The sequence below is a fragment of the Microbacterium sp. A93 genome (assembly GCF_051842835.1).
The window spans coordinates 15,334-33,129 of sequence record NZ_JBPXMT010000009.1 but is presented as its reverse complement, the minus strand read 5'-3'; the positions used below and the strand labels follow the sequence as shown (position 1 = coordinate 33,129).

Below are 17,796 nucleotides of genomic sequence, written 5' to 3'. Positions count from 1 at the left end.
ACGGTCCCAGCAGGGAACAGGCAGCGAGCGACATGATGACAGCACTGCGGACCGGGCTTCACACTGGGTCCGTGAAAGACCAGAGCGGGGACCACGCGGCGGCGTCCCGGCGGGCGGCCCGCTTCATCACCGAGCACGCCACCGAGCCCATCACCGTGGCGGACATGGCCGATGCCGCCGGCTACAGCCAGTTCCACTTCACCCGCATGTTCGCCGAGAGCCTGCGCGTCACGCCCAACCGCTTCCTCGCGGGCGTGCGGTTCCACCGGGCCAAGGAACTGCTCCTGACCCAGGACCACTCGGTGGTGGACATCTGCCACGAGGTCGGGTTCTCCTCCCCCGGCACGTTCACCCGCCGCTTCCGCGAAGAGGTGGGGGTGGCCCCCTCGGAACTCCGCCGGCTGGCGGTCTCCCTGTCCCTGTCGACTCCGAGCCCCTTCACCCTCTACCCACCCGGTGTCACCGAGGTCCACGTGGCCGCCGGGTTGCCGAACCCGGCCACCGGCCAGGTCGGCACGGTGGAGGGCACCGTGCACCTGCCGCCCCGGCTGCGGGGCGGACCCGGGGTGGAGGCCCTCATCTGGATCGGGTTCTACCCGGCGCCGTCGCCGGCCGGGCTGCCCGTGACCGGAGTGCTCCGTCTCGGTGAGGGTGCGTTCCGGCTGCCCGTCATGGCCGCCGCCCCGTGGCTGCTGGCCACCGCCGTCCCGCCCACCGCGGAACCGGTGGAGCACCTGGCCAACCCGCGCCCCGCCGTCGGGGTCCACCCCCAGCCGCTGACCGGCTCCGCCACCGTGCGGATCGGGCTGGACTTCGCCGCCCCCTGGCAGTTCCCGCTGCTCAGCGCCCTGCCCTGTCTGCTCCCGGGCCTGAGGCCCGGCGGTTGAAACACTCCCTCCAGCCGCGTCCGACCACCAGCACCAGAACCTGCCCTAGGAGACCACCATGGCCGAGAACAACCCCGACTCCCAGACCACGTCCACCCCTATCACCGCAGGCTCGCCCGTCTGGGTGGACCTCGGCGTCCCGGACCTGCGGGCGGTGCAGGGCTTCTACGAGACCCTGTTCGGCTGGGAGTTCGAGAACATGGGGCCGGATTACGGCAATTACCACATGATCACGAACGGCGGCGCCCACGTCGGTGGGGCCATGTCCATGCAGGACGACTATCCGGACCAGGGCTCTGCGTGGACCATCTACCTCAAGAGTGATGACATCGAGAAGACCCTCACGGACACCGCGGCGGCCGGCGGCAACGTGGTGGTCCCCGCCATGCCGATGCCCGGACTCGGCTCCATGGGCATCGTCACGACCCCGGGCGGCGAGTCCGTGGGCCTGTGGCAGTCCGACGGTTTCGAGGGGTTCGTGCTGGACGGGGCGGCCGGGGCACCGGTCTGGTTCGAGGTCATGAGCTTCGACTTCGCCGCCGACGCCGAGTACTACCGCTCCGTGTGGGGCTGAAAACCGACCTCGCTCGCTGGCGGAGGCGAGGAGGCCGGAGGCGAGGACGTGGACTACGCCAACAACCATCCGGGCGAGGCCGCCACGGCCGGACTGTGCGGGGCACCGCGCGCCTGGTTCCCCGAGGGCACTCCGTCCTTCTGGCGGGCCTATTTCATCGTCGAGGATGCCGACGCCGCCGCGGAACAGGTCCGCCAGCTGGGCGGCACCGTGGTGGACGGCCCCATGGACACCCCGTTCGGCCGGCTCGCCACCGTGGTGGATCCGGCCGGGGCCACCTTCCAGATCGCTCAGGTGCCGGTGCAGTAGGCCCCGTCCGGCCGGGCTCAGGTGCCCGGGCTCAGGTGCCCGGCACAGTGTCCGGCGCGGCCTCCGCCAGCGCCCTCAACCGCGCCGTGTAGCCGTCCCACCACTGGCGGTCCGCGCCCTCCTGGTCCCCAGGCAGGTTCGAGTTGCCCGGGGCCAGGCCGGCGGCGCCGTCCAGCAGCTCCCGGATGATGTCCGCATGCCCGAGGTGCCGCTGGTACTCGGCCACCATGTGCACCAGTAGCCGGCCCAGCGTCACGGTCCCGTTCGTCCACCACGGCACGTGCCCGACGGCGGCCAGGTCCAGTTCCGCGATCGCCGCGTCCGACGCTGCGGCGCAGCGGTCCGCGAAGGCGAACACCGACGCCGCGGACTCCTCCGCCGAGGCGTACATGTCGGCGTTCGGCTCGGCGTCGTCCGCCAGCCACGGCATCGGGATCCCGGAGGGCCGGCCCATGCAGTCCGTGAAGTACTCGACCTCCACCGAGGCCACGTGCTTGAGCAGCCCGAGCAGGTTGGTGCCGGTGGACGTCAGGGGGGTGCGGAGCTGGCGCTCGGAGAGTCCCTCGAGCTTCCACCGCAGGTCCCGCCGCGCGGACTGCAGATAGTGATGCAGGACGGCCTGGAGTCCGCCGTCGTCCTCGGCACCGCTGGGCGGTCGCGTGTCGGGCGGGGTGGCGGCGGGGCCGCTGGCTGGAGTGGCGGGAGGTTCACTGGGCATGCGGGACATGGTCGCATCGTCGCGCCTCCGGCCGCCATCCCCCGCGGACGGTTCCGGAGGACAGCCCGTGTCACCAGAGGACCCATGTCACCAGCGGGCCCGTGCCACCGGCACCGGACCGGCGTGACGCCGCATGAATCCGCCGCAGGCCCCTGGACTACGATTGACGTGTCAATCACGAGTGAAGGTGCATAAACCTATGGCCGCTGCCCGGCTGTCCCCCGTTTCCATCCGACGCGGAGTCCGCCTGGCCACCGGAGCGGCCGTGCTGGCGCTCGTGCTCGCGGCCTGTGGCGGCGGCGAGACCGGCTCCGACGGCGCCGCCGGTGGGGGCGAACCCGTTCAGGGTGGCACCCTCGTCTATGCGACCGGGGATGCCGAGCCCACCTGCCTGGACCCGCACGTGGGCGGCAACTACCCGCAGGCCCTGATCAGCACCCAGTACCTCGAGCCGCTCGTCGGCCGGGATGCGGACGGACAGATCCAGCCCTGGCTCGCCACCGGGTGGGAGGTCAGCGAGGACGGTCTCACGTGGGAGTTGACCCTGGCCGAGGACGTGACCTTCACCGACGGCACGCCGCTGGACGCCGAGGCGGTCAAGGTGAACATCGAGCACCTGCAGGACCCGGAGACCGCCTCCTCCACCGGCTTCCTCGCCGTGCAGAAGATCGCGGAGGTGGAGCCGGTGGACGCCACCCACGTGCGCTTCCACCTCAGCGAACCGGACTCCGCGCTGCTGGAGTCGCTGAGCATGCAGTGGACCGCCATCCAGTCCCCCGCCGGCCTCGAGCGGGGCATGGAGGAGAACTGCGCCGCCCCGATCGGCACCGGCCCCTTCACCGTGAGCGAGGGGGTCCCGCAGCAGCACGTGCTCCTCGAGCGCAACGAGGACTACTCCTCCCACGGTCCGGAGGCAGACCACGGCGGTCCCGCGCACCTGGAGAGCATCGAGTGGCGGTTCCTGCCGGACCCGGCCACCCGCTGGGCGGCCCTGCAGTCCGGCGAGGTCCACGTCATCGACAACCCTGAGCCGGAGGCGATCGTCTCGGCCGAATCCGGCGATCAGTTCAGCCATCTGGACGCGCCCCGGCCCGGATCCGTGAACCGGATCGAGCTGAACTCCGGGCAGGCCCCGTTCGACGACGAGCGGGTGCGGGAGGCCTTCGTCCGCTCCGCCGACGTGGACCCGGGCATCGAGGCGCTCTACCAGGGCGTGGCCACCCGCTCCCACTCGCCGCTGTCCAGCGTGGAGCCGATGGCCTACAGCGACCCATCGCTCTTCGGCACCGATGTGGAGGCCGCGGCTCGCCTCCTGGACGAGGCCGGCTGGGACGAGACCGATGCGGACGGCTACCGCGTCCGGGACGGCGAGCGCCTGAGAGTGCGCTTCCCGGTGAGCACCAACCAGTCGGTGGCCGCCGAGCAGGCCCTCTTCGAGCAGATCCAGGCCAACGCCCGTCAGGTGGGCTTCGAGGTCATCCTCACCCCGCTGGACCTCTCCGCCTGGTACGGCGCTCTGGCCGCACCGGAGGACGGCGGCGACAACGACTACGAGGCGGTCAGCGCCCCGTACACCAAGGTCGGCCCTGACGTGCTGCGGACCCTCTACCACTCCGCCGGCACCGAGCCCGCGCCCAGCGGGTACTTCGCCAACCTCTCCCAGGTCACCAGCGAGGAGCTGGATGCGCTGCTGGAGGAAGCCGCCCGGATCACCGACCCGGACGAGCGCGCGGCACTGTACGAGCAGGCCCAGCAGCAGGTGCTGGAGGGCTACTACATCCTGCCGCTGTACGACCAGCAGAACCACTTCCTCACCCGTGGCGTGGCGGGCGTGACCACCCTCGGGACGGTGTCCACCCCCACCTTCATCAACGCCCGGCTCACGCAGGGATGACCGGCGCCGTGCGAATCACTGCGCGGGACGCGAGCGCGGCCGGGGCCGTCCTGCCGTGACAGTGCTGCGCTGGCTGCTCGGTCGCCTGGCCGCGGCGGCCCTGGTGGCGTGGGTCGTGGCCACCGTGGTGTTCTTCGCCCTGCGGGCCGCAGGCGGCGACCCCTCCGAGGCGATCCTCGGAGGCCCCGGCTCCCAGACCAGCGATGAGTCGATGGCCCGGGTGCGGCAGGAGTACTCCCTCGACGAGCCGCTGATCGTGCAGTACCTGCTGCAGCTGCTCCGGACCGTCACCTTCCAGCTCGGCGACTCGTACGCGCGGCGCCGGCCCGTCTCCGAGCTCATCGGAGACCAGTTGCCCGGCACTCTGGCCCTGGCCGGCCTCGGGCTGGTGCTCGCCTGGGTCATCGCGCTGGCGGTCGCCACGCTGGCCGTGCGCGCCCGCGGCCCGCTCGCCCGCCGGGCGATGGGCCTGCTGCGGGGCGGCGAGGTGGTCGCCTCGGTCATGCCGCACTTCTGGTTGGGGGCCGTGCTGATCGCGCTCTTCGCCGGCGGGCTCGGCTGGCTGCCCGCCACGAGCAGCGACAACTCCCTGCGTTCACTGATCCTGCCCGCTGTGACGCTGGCCGTCCCGGTGGCCGGCTTCCTCGGGCAGGTCATGCGGGACGGCTTGGAGGAGGCGCACACCTCCCCCTTCGCGACGACGGCCCGCACCCGGGGTGCCTCGGAGCGGTGGGTGCTGTGGCGGCACTCGCTGCGTCATGCCGCCCTGCCGGCGATCGCCCTGTCCGGCTGGGCGTTCGGCTCGTTGCTCTCCGGGGCCGTGGTGGTCGAGACGCTGTTCGGTCGGCCGGGCCTGGGCCGCCTGCTGATCGACGCCACCCATGCCCGGGACGTGCCGCTGGTGATCGGCGTGGTGCTGGTCATCGCCTTGGGCTACGTGGTGGTCATGTCCGTGGCCGACCTGCTCGAGCGCGTGGTCGATCCTCGCCTGCGCGGCCGGGTCGAGGCCGTCCGGACGGCACCCTCGTCAGAGGTGATCGCGTGAGTGGGTGGGCCAGGCGCTGGGCCACGAATCTGGGGCCGGGCGGGATGGTGAGCGCCGGCGTCGTGCTCCTGATGTTGCTGGCCGCCCTGGTCCCGGGCCTGTTCGCCCCCGGTGACCCGACGGCGGTCTCGCCGGCGCAGGCCTACCAGCCGCCCGGGCCGGGCGGCCTCTTCGGCACGGATGCCTCCGGACGGGACGTCTACACCCGCGTGGTGCACGGGGCGGGCCAGTCCCTGGGGGTCGGGGCCGGAGCCACCGCGATCGGCCTGAGCCTCGGGCTGCTGCTGGGTTTCGGCGCCGCCCTCGGCCCCCGCTGGCTGGACGGTTCGCTCAGCCGGGTCATCGAGGTGCTCTTCGCGCTGCCCAGCCTCGTGCTCGCACTGTTGCTCGTCGCCGTGCTCGGCGCGGGGGTGGGTCCCTCGGTGCTCGCCGTGGGACTGGCCACCGCCCCCGGGTACGCCCGGATCCTGCGCGCCCGCGCCCGCTCGGTGGTGCACAGCCCGTACGTCACCGCCGCGCGGCTGGAGGGGGTGTCCGCGCCGGTGGCCTTTGGCCGGCACGTGCTGCCCAACACGATGTGGCCGCTGATCGCCGTGGGGACCCTGGGAATCGGACAAGCGATCGTGTGGGTCTCCGCCCTGAGCTACCTCGGCCTCGGTGCCCTGCCGCCCTCCCCCGAGTGGGGGGCCATGCTCAACGCCGGCCGGCTGCACCTCACCACCTCGTGGTGGCTCACGGTGGCGCCGGGCCTGGCGATCACGGTGGCTGCGGCCGCGTTGACGATGCTCGGCCGGCGCCTCAGCCGGGTGGCGCCGGTATGAGCGCGGGCATGAGCGCGATCCTGGACGTCGCCGGGCTCACCGTCGCCTTCCCGGGCGTCGGGCAGGTGCTGCAGGGCGTGGACCTGCGGCTGGAACCGGGGCGGTGCCTGGCCGTGGTCGGCGAGTCCGGTGCCGGCAAATCGGTGCTGGCGCGCAGCGTCGTCGGTCTGGCCGGGGAGGGCGGCGCCCCGGCCACGGTGTCCGCCGAGCGGTTCACGGTGACCGGTCAGGACGTCATCAGCGCGGGCGAACGGCAGTGGCGGCGGCTCCGTGGGCCGGCCGTGGGTTTCGTGCTGCAGGACGCCCTGCAGTCGCTCGATCCGTTGCGCACCGTGGAGGCTGAGGTGGGCGAGTCCCTGCAGCTGCGCGGGATGAGCCGGACCGAGCGGCGGCGCCGGGTGCTACAGGCTTTGGAGCACGCCGGCCTGGATGAGCCCGCGACCCGTGCCGCCCAGCGTTCCGGCGAGCTGTCCGGCGGCATGCGCCAGCGCGCGCTCATCGCCTCGGCGATCGTGTCCGAGCCGCAGCTGCTGGTCGCCGACGAGCCGACCACCGCCCTGGACGCCACCGTGGCCGGAGGCGTGCTCGAACTGCTCGGACGGCTGCGGGACGAGGGGACGGCGGTGCTGCTGATCACCCACGATCTCGGCGCGGTGGCCCGGCTGGCCGACGACGTGGTGGTGCTGGACGGCGGCCGCGTGGTGGAGTCCGGAGGCGTCGACCAGGTGTTGGGCCGTCCCTCCCACCCCGTCACCCAAGCCCTGCTGGCCGCCGTCCCGCGGGGTGCACGCCAGCGGCCACCGGTGGCGGACGAGGCCCCGGAGGTGCTGCGCGCCACGGGGCTGCACCGACGCTACCGGCTGCCCGGCGGCGGCGCGGTGGATGCCCTCGACGGCGTGGACCTGACCGTGCGCCGCGGTCAGGCACTGGGGGTGGTCGGGGAATCCGGCAGCGGCAAGTCCACGCTGGCACGGATCCTCGTGGCCGCCGAACAGGCGGATGCGGGCCGGGTGGAGTTGGCGGGTGAGCCGTGGAGCGAGCTGCCCGAGCGCCGGCGCCGGCCCCGGCGCCACCTCGTCCGGCTGGTCCCCCAGGACCCGCTGGGCTCCTTCGACCCGCGCTGGAACGGCGGGGGGATCCTGCGTACGGCGCTGAAGGTCTCGGGCGGCGCCCGCACCCCGGAGGAGCTGCTGGAACTGGTGCGGCTGCCCGCCTCCGTGCTGGGCCGGAGCCCCCGCTCACTCTCCGGGGGCCAGCGGCAGCGCCTGGCGATCGCCCGGGCGTTGGCCGCCGAACCGGCCGTGCTGGTGTTGGACGAGCCGGTCTCCGCCCTGGACGTCACGGTCCAGGCCTCGATCCTGGAGACGCTCACCGAGCTGCAGGAGCGCACCGGCACCGCCCTGGTGCTGATCTCCCACGATCTCGCGGTCATCCGACAGGTCTGCGACACGGTCGCCGTGATGCACCGCGGGCAGATCGTGGAACGGGGACCCGTGGAACAGGTGTGGGCCCAGCCGACCGCCCCGTTCACGCGCGCCCTCCTGGCGGCCCGGTCACCGTTGCCGTGAGCCGTGCACGCCCCCATCCGCCCGGTCGGTAGACTCGGGTGCCGTCTGGCCGCCCGCCGCCTGCAGTGATCCCCGGAGGTCTCCCGCGTCATGTCCCGTTCCACACCCCCCGCCGAGCCGACCGCCCCACCCGAGCGGCCGACGTCGTGGCTGGGAAACCTGATCCGCGGCGCACTGATCGGCGCGGTGGAGACCGTGCCCGGCGTCTCCGGCGGCACGGTGGCCCTCGTGGTGGGGATCTACCACCACATCATCGACTCGGCGGCCCACGTGATCTCCGCCGTACGCCATCTCATCACCGGCCCGGACCGGCGGACCGGTGCGGCCGAACACCTGGCCCGGGTGCACTGGCGCGTGGTCATCCCCGTGGGGATCGCCATGGTGCTGGCCGTGTTCACCGTGGCCGGACCCATGGCCGACGCCATGGACAACCACCCCGTGATGATGCGCGCCCTGTTCTTCGGCATGGTGCTGGCCTCCGTGGCGGTGCCGTTCCGGATGATGCTGCAGGGCCTGACCACCGAGCGGTTCCGCCGCGTGGCCGTGGGCAAGGACCCCTCGGAGGCCCGTCTGCGGCCGCTCCACCTGATCGGCGGGGCGCTCGCCGCGGTTTCCACCTTCCTGTTGGTCTCCCTGCCACCCGCCTCCGTGGAGGCCCATCCGGTGGTGCTGGTGCCCGCGGCCATGGTGGCCGTGTCCGCGCTCGTGCTGCCGGGGCTCTCCGGCTCGTTCCTGCTGCTGACCTTCGGCCTCTACGAGCCCACGCTGCGCGCCGTGGACGAGCTCGACCTCGCCTATCTGGGGGTCTTCGCGCTCGGCATGGTGCTGGGCATGGTGGTGGTGGTGAAGCTGCTCAAGTGGCTGCTGGACCACCACCACACCATCACCCTGGCCCTGCTGACGGGCGTCATGGTCGGCGGGTTGCGGACCCTGTGGCCCTGGCAGGACGAGACGCGGGCCCTGACGGCACCCGGGGACGACGCCGGCCCGGCCGCCCTGCTGGCCGTGGCCGGTTTTGCGGTGGTCGCCCTCCTGCTGGTGGTCGATGCCCGGGTCCAGCACCGGTTCCTGCGCGAGCATGATCCGCATGGCGGTGCCGTCAGGGGCTGAACCGGAGACCGCTCCGCCGCTCAGAAAGGGCGGCCGATCAGAAAGGGCGGCCGGTCAGAAGGTGACGGCCAGTCAGAAAGGGCGGCGGTCCTTGAGGTGGTCGAAGACGGCCAGCAACAGCGGGGCCATCCCGTAGCCGGCGGGGGCCTGGGGCGCGGCCGGGTCCATCCAGGCCAGTTCCTCGATCTCCGCGTCCGGCGTGGGCACCTCGTTGCGGGCCAGGGGCCGCAGCAGGGCGAAGACCTCCGAGTGCAGCTGCTGCCCGTCCTCATTCGCGGCCGGGGTGTCCCAGGCTCCGAGGTACTCCAGATCCTCCGAGGCGACCGTCAGCCCCGTCTCCTCGGCCAGCTCGCGGAGGGCGGTGCTCAGGGGCGTCTCATCCTGCTGGTGCTTGCCGCCGGGGAACATGAACATGGTGGTGCCGGTCTTCCGGACCGTGAGGATCTCACCGTTCGGACGGTACAGAACGACCGCGGCCACCTCGATCGGCTGGGTGACGCTGGATCCGTCCGGAACTGTGTTCTGCATCCCCCCATCTTCTCGCGGCCGCGCCGAAAAGGTTGAAGATGACAGCGGGGCGTGTTGCACCGCGCGGTCGGGGCGCCGAACGGGCGCCCGGCGGTAGGCCCCGACCACCGGGACGGGGCGGCTCAGGCCTCGTCGTAGAGGCGGAACGCCAGGGTCCCATGGGTGACCGCTGCGCCGGCTCCCAGCGCGGCGGCGATCATGCTCGCCTCGGCGATCTGGGCCTTGGTGGCACCGGCCTTCTTCGCCTGCCCCACGTGGACCTGGATGCAGTACGGGCACTGGGAGGAGATCGCGACACCGACGGCGATGAGCTCACGGTGCAGGAGGTCGATCGCACCGCCCTCCCGGCCGATGCTCCCGTCGAACTTGGCATAGGCCGCGAACTCGGGTCCGGCCAGTTCCTTGTACTCGCGCAGCTGGTCGAGGTCTTCCGGGGAGTGGTAATGAGTCGTCATAGAGCGATCCTTTCCGATCGGTTCAGGTGCAGTGCGGAGACCGGCACCGGAGCCGGTGAGGCAGCTGCTCCACGATGGCGTCATGCTCTCACGGGCCGCAGACTTTGGTCTACCGGCCGACCTACCGGCCGGCCTACCGGCGCAGGGTCCCGTGAAGGACCGTGACGCAGTCCCCACCCACCCAGATGGTCGCAGGATCCGCGGCGTCCTGATCCAGGTGGACCCGTCCGGCGCGCGCCAGGGCCGTGCCCTGGGAAGCCACATAGTGCGCCGGCAGCCGCCCCGTGCCGATGAGCCACTGGGCCAGTCCCGCATTGAGGCTGCCGGTCACCGGGTCCTCCGGGATCCCCAGACCGGGGACGAAGGCGCGGACCTCGACGTCGGCCGGGGTCTGGGCGGAGACGTGCGGTCCCACGAGGCCGATCTTCAGTTCAGACCCGGGCTGTGGGGCCGCCCGCAGGACCGCTGCGGCGTCCGTGAGCAGCAGGCCCATCCAGCCGGGACCGTTGTCCACCCAGGCGGCGTCCACCAGGTCCTCCGGTTCCAGCCCCGCCTCGGCCAGGGCGCGGTCCACCTCAGCGGGGTGCATCGGACCGGAGCGCACCAGGGGCGGGGCGGCGAAGGCGAGGCGGCCGGCGTCGTGATCCTGCGAGTCCGGGCGGTCCTGACGCAGCGTGATCAGGCCCGCCGCGCACTCTTGGACCACCCGCCCCTCGGCGGCCGGGCGGCCGCCGGCCGCGAGCCAGGCATGCGCCGAGCCGAGCGTGGGATGGCCGGCGAAGGGCAGCTCGCCGCCCGGGGTGAAGATCCGCAGCCGGTAGTCGGCGGCGGGGTCCGTGGGCGCGAGCAGGAACGTGGTCTCGGAGAGGTTGGTCCACCGTGCGAAGGCGGCCATCTCCGCCGCACCCACGCCGTCGGCCGCGTGCACCACGGCGACTGGATTGCCGGCCAGCGGTGCCGCCGAGAACACGTTGACCTGGGAGAACGGAAGGGTGGCCGGTGGGAGCTGGGACAGGGTCGCGGGGTCCTCGGGCTGATCCATGGGCCGAGTGTAGCGGGGTGTCCTAGGGTGAGAGGGTGAACCACCTCTGGGAGCTCATCCACACTGAACGTGCCGCCCTCGCGGAGGATCTGGCGGGCCTTCAGGAGGAGCAGTGGCAGCGGAGGTCCCTGTCCTCGGCCTGGACCGTGGAGGAGGTCGTGGCGCACCTGACCGCCGGGGCCTCGATCGGCTTCTGGGCCTGGATCCGCAGTATCGTCGGGGCCGGTTTCAACGCGGACACGCACAACCAGCGCCGGCTCGAGGAGCGGCTGGGCCCCACGCCGGCGGACACCCTCGAACGGTTCCGCGGCACCATCGACTCCACGGTCTCACCCACCGGGAAACTGCCGGCCTGGCTGGGTGAGGTGGTCATCCACGGTGAGGACATCCGCGAACCCCTCGGCCTGCACCGGGACTACTCGGAGGAGGTCCTGGTGGCGTTGCTCGAGTTCTTCGAGTCCTCGAACTTCACCGTCCCTTCCAAGGCCCGCGCGCGCGGACTGACCCTCGTGGCCCGGGACGTGAACCACTGGGTCGGCGCCGGCCCGGAGGTGGAGGGCACCGCCAAGGACCTCATCATGGCCATGGCCGGGAGGCCGGTACCCGCCGAACGGTTCCGCGGCCCCGGCGCCTACGACTTCGACGCCCGCGGCCACGAGCCCTCCCAGCGCCGCTGAGGGGATCAGGCGTCCGAGACGGTGAACCGGGTGTTGCGGTAGGACGGCTTCTGCAGTTCGTCAAGGATGCCCACGGCCATGGTGCCGGCGGTGGTGTGGGATCCCCCGTCCGCAGCGGTGAGCAACTCGTCCTGGCCCACCTGCGGGGTGGTGGCCTCGCCCGGGGTGAACATCATCTGCGGGGAGACGCCCACCCACTCCGCCGAGTCCACGGTGCGCAGGTAGTCCAGCTGCTCCAGGGCCGCCGCCGGGATACTGATCCAGGCCTCGGAACCGGGCGCCTTCCGGATGTCCTCGATCGCCAGCTGGCCGGTCTCCGGGTTGGTCAGGGACCCGGCGCCGAGGATGAACAGCAGGCGGGGGGAGCCGGGTTCCGTAGTCGGTGCGGCCTGCACCAGCCGACGCGTCAGGTCGTTGTGGGTATGCGCCTGGTCCGGCGAGGTGCCGAAGGCATCCACCACCGCGTCGAAGCCCGCCAGGTCCGCGGCCGTCAGGTCGAAGGCGTCCTTCTCGACGACGGCGGCCTCGGCCCCCAGCAGCTCTCTCGCCTTGGCGGCGTCGCGGACCAGCGCCACGGGTTCCTCTCCGCGGCGCACCGCTTCCCGGTAGATCTCCTGGCCGGCCATGCCGGTGGCTCCGATGATGCCGATTCTCATGAAACGCTCCTTGTTGACGACGTGTCCATCATCAGGGGCAACAGCGCCGGGGCGAGGTCTCTTCCCAACACGAGGAATGCGCGGCCGGATCAGGTTACAGTTCCCTTGAGGGCGTTGGCTTCCAGAGGTCCAACTCCGTCCAGTCGGCGGGGAATCCCATGCTCACGTACGGAGATATGAGTTGGGACCCATCTGGCGCTTGAAGCTCGATGTTGAGTTTCCTGACCTGAGTCTTGAAGGACAGGTGCCAGCCTGTGCCGCTCGTGTGTGACCTGAGCATGAACGCAAGAGCGGCTGCGTAGATGTAAACCCTTTGATGCGGTTTGGGTGTGGCCGTGAAGCTCGGCTCGAGCAGGTGCGAAAGTAAGTCGCCATGAGTCTCGTGCGACTTGAGCGACAGCGTTCGTTTGAAAGCTCGATTAAAGAGACGGGAACCATGGGCGCAGGCGTTCCGAAAATCGACCATCATGCGAAGCACAGCACCAAAGGCGCGAGGGTGGACAAACCCGAATGTGCGGGCCACTTCGCGCGCATCTGAAGTCTTCATGAGTTCAAAGAGGAACGGCAGATTTCCGAAACTCAGCACCTCGGTGACTGCCCAGATAGGCACAGGCTGCTGCGGATACTTCAACAGGTGGTGCTTGATGAAGTCTTCGTCTTCGGCACCGGAACGAACGGCTTCTCGCCAGGTAGCCGTCCACGCTTCAAACTTCGTACGGTCACCACTGGGTTTGTCGCAATTCTGCGCATCCAGAAAATTCTTCGACGCATGGGCGGCAACGTTCTCTGCCGCGAGCATGTGGGCTATTGCAGCCCTCAGGCGAACCTCGAATTCCAGGAGGCCCTCCTGACAGACCCGGGCTAGCTTGAAGTCGAAAGCCTCCAGCTTCATGACATGCGCCATGCTCGCACCGGGTATGTAGTCGTCTGACCGGTACTGGTGAAGGCGCTCATCGATCTGGTCGGCTGGCAGCAGTTGCCGAAAGACATATCGGTACGCGCCTGAACGGAAGTACCCAACGCGAGTGAGGAAGGCGAGCGCTTCGTCGCGATCTTTGAATTCCTTCGTGTATTCCACGCATCACCGAGATAACGAATAATGAAAATCGCCCCCTTGAGCCGAAGCTCAGAGGGGGGCGATGTCTGAGACACAAAACTTATCACCATCAGCTGGCAGGCAGCTGGACGCCGAAACCAGCAGCTGACCCAGTGGCTAAGCAGATGCGGCGCGATCTGCGACTCTCGCTCGACACTCTCTTCCATGAAAAGTTTGCCGCCAGCTGTCGCCACACCAGGACCTGCACGCGGCATCCCCGAGGATGAAAAGACCTCTCCCGTAGATCAACCTGTTCGGCATGCTTTCTCCGCCGAGTGGCTCAACTGGGACCCGGATATCTCACAGCCTGTGGGAAAATTTCCCGGGGCGCACGGGGACCGGGAAACTCCTTGGCTCATGCACCTACAGTTGGCATTCTGATCTGCGGCAGAACGAACGACCACACGGGCCGGCGGATCTGATCCCGCATCACCCCAAGGCCAGGCTCCCCGCGATGAACACCATCACCGAGCCGACCACGATGTCCACGATCTTCCACGTCCGCGGGGTGTCCAGCAGCGGGGCCAGAGCACGGACGCCAAACCCCAGGGTCAGGAACCAGATCGCCGAGCCCGCCAGCGCGCCGCCGGCGAAGACCCACTTCTCCGCACCGTAGGAGTTGGCCAGGGTGCCCAGCATGACCACGGTGTCCAGGATCGCATGCGGGTTCAGCAGCGAGACACTCAGCGCGGTCAGCACCACGGTCCACACGGGACTCAGCGCCCGCCGCGTGGAGCTGGAGCGCTCCATCCGCACGGACAGTCGCTGCCGCTCTGCGACCACGGCCAACGTCCCGGTCGCCGGTCCGCCTCCGCTCCCCTGCCGGTTCCCGGCCCCAGGCCCGACGCCGGCCCCGGCACCTACCAGCGCAAGCTCACTTTCCTCGCCTTCGTCCACGGTCATGGAGCGGCGGGCGCCGAACGCTGAGCGGAAGGAGGAGAACGCGAACCAGAGCAGGTAGGCCACACCGCCCCACGTGAGGACCTCCAGCAGCCACGGGGCGTTCTCGGCGATCACGCCGACGCCAGCGGTCCCAGCCGTGATCAGCACGACATCGCCCACCAGGCAGACGGCGAGTGCCAGCACGAGGTGGTCGCGCCGGATGGCCTGTCGGATGATGAACAGGCTCTGGGCACCGATGGCCACGATGAGGGCGAGGCAGGTCAGCAGACCGATCAGGAAAATCGTCACAGCGATCACGGTAGGTTGACCTGCACCTTCCGTTCCACCTGCATATCCTTCAGGGTATTAAGCTTTGCTTCATGAACACCGATCACCTGCGCGCCCTGGCCGCCGCCGTGGACGAGGGCACCTTCGACGCCGCCGCCGACGCCCTGCAGATCTCCGGCTCCGCCTTCTCCCAGCGCATCAAGGCCTTGGAGAAGGACGCGGGCCAGGTGCTGCTGACCCGCACCGTCCCGGTGGGCACGACGTCGGCCGGAGACCGGATGCTGCGACTCGCCCGGCAGGTGGCCGTGCTGGAGGACGAGACCCGGCGCTCCCTCGGCCGCGGCACGGGCGGGCGCACCGTGTTGTCCGTGGCGGTCAACGCGGACTCGCTGGCCACCTGGTTCGTGGAGGTGCTGCGGCAGGCCGCCACCTGGGATGACGCGGTGCTGCAGCTGCACCTGGAGGACCAGGAGCACACCCACGAGCTGCTGCGCTCCGGCTCGGTGATCGCGGCGATCACCGAGCACCCTGCCCCGGTGTCCGGCTGCATCTCCATGGAGCTGGGCACCATGGACTACCACCCGGTGGCGGCCGCCTCCCTGCTGGACAGGTACCGCGGGGAGGACGGCACCGTGGATTTCGGGGCGGTGCCCGTGCAGGACTTCGGCACCCGGGACAACCTGCAACGCAGCCGGCTCGCCGCCTGGCGGGCGGCCGTCGGCGGCGAGCCCGTCGAGCCCCCGCGCCACCAGGTGCCGACCGTGGGCGGGTTCAACGCCGCCGTGGCCGCGGGACTGGGCTGGGGCATGATCCCGGCGGGCCAGCTCCCTGAGGGGGTCCTGGAGGGCACCCACCCGGACCTGGTCACCATCCCGGAACTCGGCCAGTCCCGGGTGGACTTGCACTGGCAACGCTGGTCGGCCGGGACCGCGGCCCTGGACCGCTTGACCGCCGCCGTGCAGCAGGCCGCCCGCACCATGATCTGATCGGCACGTCGTTCTGGGCCGCAACATGCCCTGCGTCGGGACGCCCGTGGTGTGGACTGTGGGGATGACGCCTGCCGCCTTCCCCGTCCCCGCTTCACCCACCGCTTCACCCGCCGTCCCGGCCCGGGTACTCCTGCTGGGCTTCGGTGCCATCGGCCGCCACGTGGCCACGCTGCTTGCCCCGGAGCGGGAGGCCGGCGTGCTGCGGCTGTGCGCGGCCGAGCGGGAGGTGTCCGCCCATCGCGATCGGGCCATCCCGGGGGTCGAGCTGTCCTCCACCGGCGCGGACACGGACTGCCCCACCTGGGCCGAGGCGTTGGCGGAGGCGGACCTGGTGGTGGAGTGCGCCGGCGTGGAGCCCGCCGGTGAGTACGGGCCGGGCGTGATCGCCGCCGGGATCGATGTGGTTCTCACCAGCGTGGGCGCGCTGGCAGACCCGGAGACCGCACGCCGACTGCTGACCGGACCGGGGCGACTCTGGGTGACCAACGGGGCGATCGGCGGCTTCGATGTGCTCGGTGCCGCGGCCGACGCCGGCGGGCTGGATGCAGTGCGCATCCGCACCTCCAAGCTCCCCACCTCCCTGCTCCGGCCGTGGATGACCGATCAACAGGAGGCCGAGCTGCGGGCGCTGCGTCCCGGAGATGGCCCCGTGACCGTGTTCGCCGGCGGGCCCGCCGGCGCGATCGAGCAGTTCCCGGCCAACGTCAATGTGGCGGTCGGGTTGGCCTGGGCCACGCGAGGCCGAACCCCTCCCATACCCGGTGCCGGGGCCGGCGTCGGGCCTCAGGCCGGACAAGCCGAAGACGCGACGCTGCTGGCCCGTTCCCTCGACCGGGTGCGGGTAGAACTGGTCGCCGATCCGGAGGCCGAGCGCAGCCGGCACGAGATCCTCGCCACCGGTCCGGCCGGCCGCATCGAGCTGACCTTCGAATCGGCCCCGAGCCCCGAGAACCCGAAGACGTCCGGGATGACGGCCCTCTCGGTGGTCCGGACCGTCAGGGAGGCGCTGGCCGCCCAGCAGTAGCAGTCCAGATCATCACGGTTCAGGCCGGGGGCGGCGCGTTCTTGACCGGCGGCGCGGGGAGGTCTGTGATGGACACACCGAGCACACGAGTTGTGCGCCCAGACGGCCCTGAAGCCGCTCCCACCTCATCCCCGAGGAGTACGCGCCATGATCCGCTTCCTGATCCACGCGGGCATCAACCTGGTGATGGCCGCCGTCGGACTCCTGCTGGCCGGCGCCCTCATCGACGGCGTCTCGATGCAGCCTTCCGGGTTCATCACCGCCGTTCTCGTCTTCGTCCTGGCCCAAGCTCTGCTGGCGCCCTTCGTGTTCAACCTGGCCCGCAAGTATGCCTCCGCCATCCTCGGAGGCGTCGGGCTGGTCTCGACGTTCCTGGCGATATGGATCGCCACCCTGATGCCGAACGGGCTCACCATCGACGGGGCGAGCGCCTGGGTGTTGGCCCCGCTGGTGGTCTGGCTCGTGACCGCCCTGGGCACCTGGGTCGCGGGTTATTTCCTCGTCTCCCGGTGGTGGGACCGGCGCACCGAACGCGCCGCGATCCGCAAGGCCGTCGCCTGACCCCCACGTCTGACCCCCGCGTCTGACCCCCGCATCCAACGACCTGCAGCTTGCAGAGGGCGGGCTAGTGGATCCGGGAGTCGGCCGGGATCGCGTATTCGGTCCCTGCGGCCGTGCGCTCCAGCAGGGACGCATCCACCAGGTAGCGCCGCAGCATCGCCACATCCGGGTGGAAGACGTGCAGCCGCTGGTTCAGTTGCTCCTCGCTCAGGACCTCGTCGGACGCGAGTGCGTGGTCGCGCACCCACGCCAACAGTTCGGCGCGCTCGGCCGATCCTGCCGGCATCGCCTCGATCCGCGGTCCTCGCCCGGCCACCAGGAATTTCCCGACGCCGGCCCGCGCCCTCCCTGCCCCGGTGGCGGCGGGCGCGGTGAGAGGTGCCCGCACCGCGGAGCCGTCCACGGTGACGGCGCCCTCCTCGTCCTCTGTCAGGATCCCCAGGGACATCCAGCCGACCACGGACTTCTGCTCCTTGGCATTCAACCCGGCCCGGGTCTCCGCATCCAGCTCACCGAGGGTCGCCAGGGCGAAGACACTGCGGGCGGCCTCATTGCCGAGGGCGGCGAGGATGGGCTTCCAGTCGGGCGGGGACACGGGTGCGGGGCGGGCCGGAGTGTTGGCTGGATCACTCATAGGACCAGTATGGCCTGCCCGGGGTACTTCCGGCAGGA

20 protein-coding genes are annotated in these 17,796 nt (G+C 70.9%); 12 read left to right on the top strand and 8 right to left on the bottom strand.

Annotation, left to right across the window (positions count from 1 at the left end):
- Nucleotides 1-71: 71 nt before the first annotated feature.
- The 3 genes from ACSU1G_RS21410 to ACSU1G_RS21400 are packed head-to-tail and all read left to right on the top strand — an operon-like array spanning nt 72 to nt 1,770.
- Nucleotides 72-887 carry a helix-turn-helix transcriptional regulator gene (locus ACSU1G_RS21410; RefSeq protein ID WP_439282045.1) on the top strand — a complete coding sequence of 272 codons (816 nt, stop codon included), beginning with the start codon at nt 72-74 and terminating at the stop codon, nt 885-887.
- Between the two features lie 58 nt (nt 888-945).
- On the top strand, nt 946-1,461 hold the full coding sequence (locus tag ACSU1G_RS21405) for a VOC family protein (protein WP_439282044.1): 516 nt from the start codon (nt 946-948) through the stop codon (nt 1,459-1,461).
- Between the two features lie 48 nt (nt 1,462-1,509).
- The gene (locus tag ACSU1G_RS21400) at nt 1,510-1,770 is read left to right on the top strand and encodes a VOC family protein (protein WP_439282043.1); all 261 of its coding nucleotides are present in this window, start codon (nt 1,510-1,512) and stop codon (nt 1,768-1,770) included.
- A gap of 31 nt (nt 1,771-1,801) precedes the next feature.
- Here ACSU1G_RS21400 and ACSU1G_RS21395 read toward each other — a convergent pair whose 3' ends face one another.
- A complete protein-coding gene (locus ACSU1G_RS21395; protein ID WP_439282042.1) occupies nt 1,802-2,488 on the bottom strand; it encodes a DinB family protein in 687 nt (228 codons plus the stop codon).
- Between the two features lie 199 nt (nt 2,489-2,687).
- Between ACSU1G_RS21395 and ACSU1G_RS21390 the strand changes: the two genes are divergently transcribed.
- From ACSU1G_RS21390 to ACSU1G_RS21370, 5 genes are all read left to right on the top strand, one after another.
- Entirely contained in the window at nt 2,688-4,382 is a 1,695-nt protein-coding gene (locus tag ACSU1G_RS21390) for an ABC transporter substrate-binding protein (protein ID WP_439282041.1), read from the top strand.
- Nucleotides 4,383-4,437: 55 nt separating this feature from the next.
- Nucleotides 4,438-5,427 carry an ABC transporter permease gene (locus ACSU1G_RS21385; protein ID WP_439282040.1) on the top strand — a complete coding sequence of 330 codons (990 nt, stop codon included), beginning with the start codon at nt 4,438-4,440 and terminating at the stop codon, nt 5,425-5,427.
- Entirely contained in the window at nt 5,424-6,248 is an 825-nt protein-coding gene (locus tag ACSU1G_RS21380; protein ID WP_439282039.1) for an ABC transporter permease, read from the top strand. Before ACSU1G_RS21385 ends, ACSU1G_RS21380 begins: the two co-directional genes overlap by 4 nt.
- 8 nt (nt 6,249-6,256) lie before the next feature.
- The gene (locus ACSU1G_RS21375) at nt 6,257-7,816 is read left to right on the top strand and encodes an ATP-binding cassette domain-containing protein (RefSeq protein ID WP_439282038.1); all 1,560 of its coding nucleotides are present in this window, start codon (nt 6,257-6,259) and stop codon (nt 7,814-7,816) included.
- A 90-nt stretch (nt 7,817-7,906) separates the two neighbouring features.
- A complete protein-coding gene (locus tag ACSU1G_RS21370; protein WP_439282037.1) occupies nt 7,907-8,926 on the top strand; it encodes a DUF368 domain-containing protein in 1,020 nt (339 codons plus the stop codon).
- Between the two features lie 72 nt (nt 8,927-8,998).
- Here ACSU1G_RS21370 and ACSU1G_RS21365 read toward each other — a convergent pair whose 3' ends face one another.
- The 3 genes from ACSU1G_RS21365 to ACSU1G_RS21355 form a co-directional block, all read right to left on the bottom strand.
- On the bottom strand, nt 8,999-9,454 hold the full coding sequence (locus tag ACSU1G_RS21365) for an NUDIX hydrolase (protein WP_439282036.1): 456 nt from the start codon (nt 9,452-9,454) through the stop codon (nt 8,999-9,001).
- A 122-nt stretch (nt 9,455-9,576) separates the two neighbouring features.
- A complete protein-coding gene (locus ACSU1G_RS21360; RefSeq protein WP_188804594.1) occupies nt 9,577-9,909 on the bottom strand; it encodes a carboxymuconolactone decarboxylase family protein in 333 nt (110 codons plus the stop codon).
- Between the two features lie 133 nt (nt 9,910-10,042).
- The gene (locus ACSU1G_RS21355; protein ID WP_439282035.1) at nt 10,043-10,951 is read right to left on the bottom strand and encodes a PhzF family phenazine biosynthesis protein; all 909 of its coding nucleotides are present in this window, start codon (nt 10,949-10,951) and stop codon (nt 10,043-10,045) included.
- A gap of 35 nt (nt 10,952-10,986) precedes the next feature.
- Between ACSU1G_RS21355 and ACSU1G_RS21350 the strand changes: the two genes are divergently transcribed.
- Nucleotides 10,987-11,628, top strand: a complete 642-nt coding sequence (locus tag ACSU1G_RS21350) for a maleylpyruvate isomerase family mycothiol-dependent enzyme (RefSeq protein WP_439282034.1) — start codon at nt 10,987-10,989, stop codon at nt 11,626-11,628.
- A 5-nt stretch (nt 11,629-11,633) separates the two neighbouring features.
- Here the strand turns inward: ACSU1G_RS21350 and ACSU1G_RS21345 are convergent, their stop codons facing one another.
- From ACSU1G_RS21345 to ACSU1G_RS21335, 3 genes are all read right to left on the bottom strand, one after another.
- The gene (locus tag ACSU1G_RS21345) at nt 11,634-12,284 is read right to left on the bottom strand and encodes an NAD(P)-dependent oxidoreductase (RefSeq protein ID WP_439282033.1); all 651 of its coding nucleotides are present in this window, start codon (nt 12,282-12,284) and stop codon (nt 11,634-11,636) included.
- 94 nt (nt 12,285-12,378) lie between these two features.
- A complete protein-coding gene (locus ACSU1G_RS21340; RefSeq protein WP_439282032.1) occupies nt 12,379-13,362 on the bottom strand; it encodes an Abi family protein in 984 nt (327 codons plus the stop codon).
- Nucleotides 13,363-13,809: 447 nt separating this feature from the next.
- Entirely contained in the window at nt 13,810-14,571 is a 762-nt protein-coding gene (locus ACSU1G_RS21335) for a LysE/ArgO family amino acid transporter (protein ID WP_439282031.1), read from the bottom strand.
- Between the two features lie 71 nt (nt 14,572-14,642).
- On the opposite strand from ACSU1G_RS21335, the gene ACSU1G_RS21330 reads away from it, so the two are divergent.
- The 3 genes from ACSU1G_RS21330 to ACSU1G_RS21320 all read left to right on the top strand — a co-directional run bounded on the left by ACSU1G_RS21330 (nt 14,643) and on the right by ACSU1G_RS21320 (nt 17,124).
- Nucleotides 14,643-15,536, top strand: a complete 894-nt coding sequence (locus tag ACSU1G_RS21330) for an ArgP/LysG family DNA-binding transcriptional regulator (protein ID WP_439282030.1) — start codon at nt 14,643-14,645, stop codon at nt 15,534-15,536.
- 64 nt (nt 15,537-15,600) lie between these two features.
- The gene (locus tag ACSU1G_RS21325; RefSeq protein ID WP_439282029.1) at nt 15,601-16,563 is read left to right on the top strand and encodes an aspartate dehydrogenase domain-containing protein; all 963 of its coding nucleotides are present in this window, start codon (nt 15,601-15,603) and stop codon (nt 16,561-16,563) included.
- 147 nt (nt 16,564-16,710) lie between these two features.
- On the top strand, nt 16,711-17,124 hold the full coding sequence (locus ACSU1G_RS21320; RefSeq protein WP_439282028.1) for a phage holin family protein: 414 nt from the start codon (nt 16,711-16,713) through the stop codon (nt 17,122-17,124).
- A gap of 64 nt (nt 17,125-17,188) precedes the next feature.
- Here the strand turns inward: ACSU1G_RS21320 and ACSU1G_RS21315 are convergent, their stop codons facing one another.
- Entirely contained in the window at nt 17,189-17,758 is a 570-nt protein-coding gene (locus ACSU1G_RS21315; RefSeq protein WP_439282027.1) for a DUF2087 domain-containing protein, read from the bottom strand.
- Between the last annotated feature and the right edge of the window lie 38 nt (nt 17,759-17,796).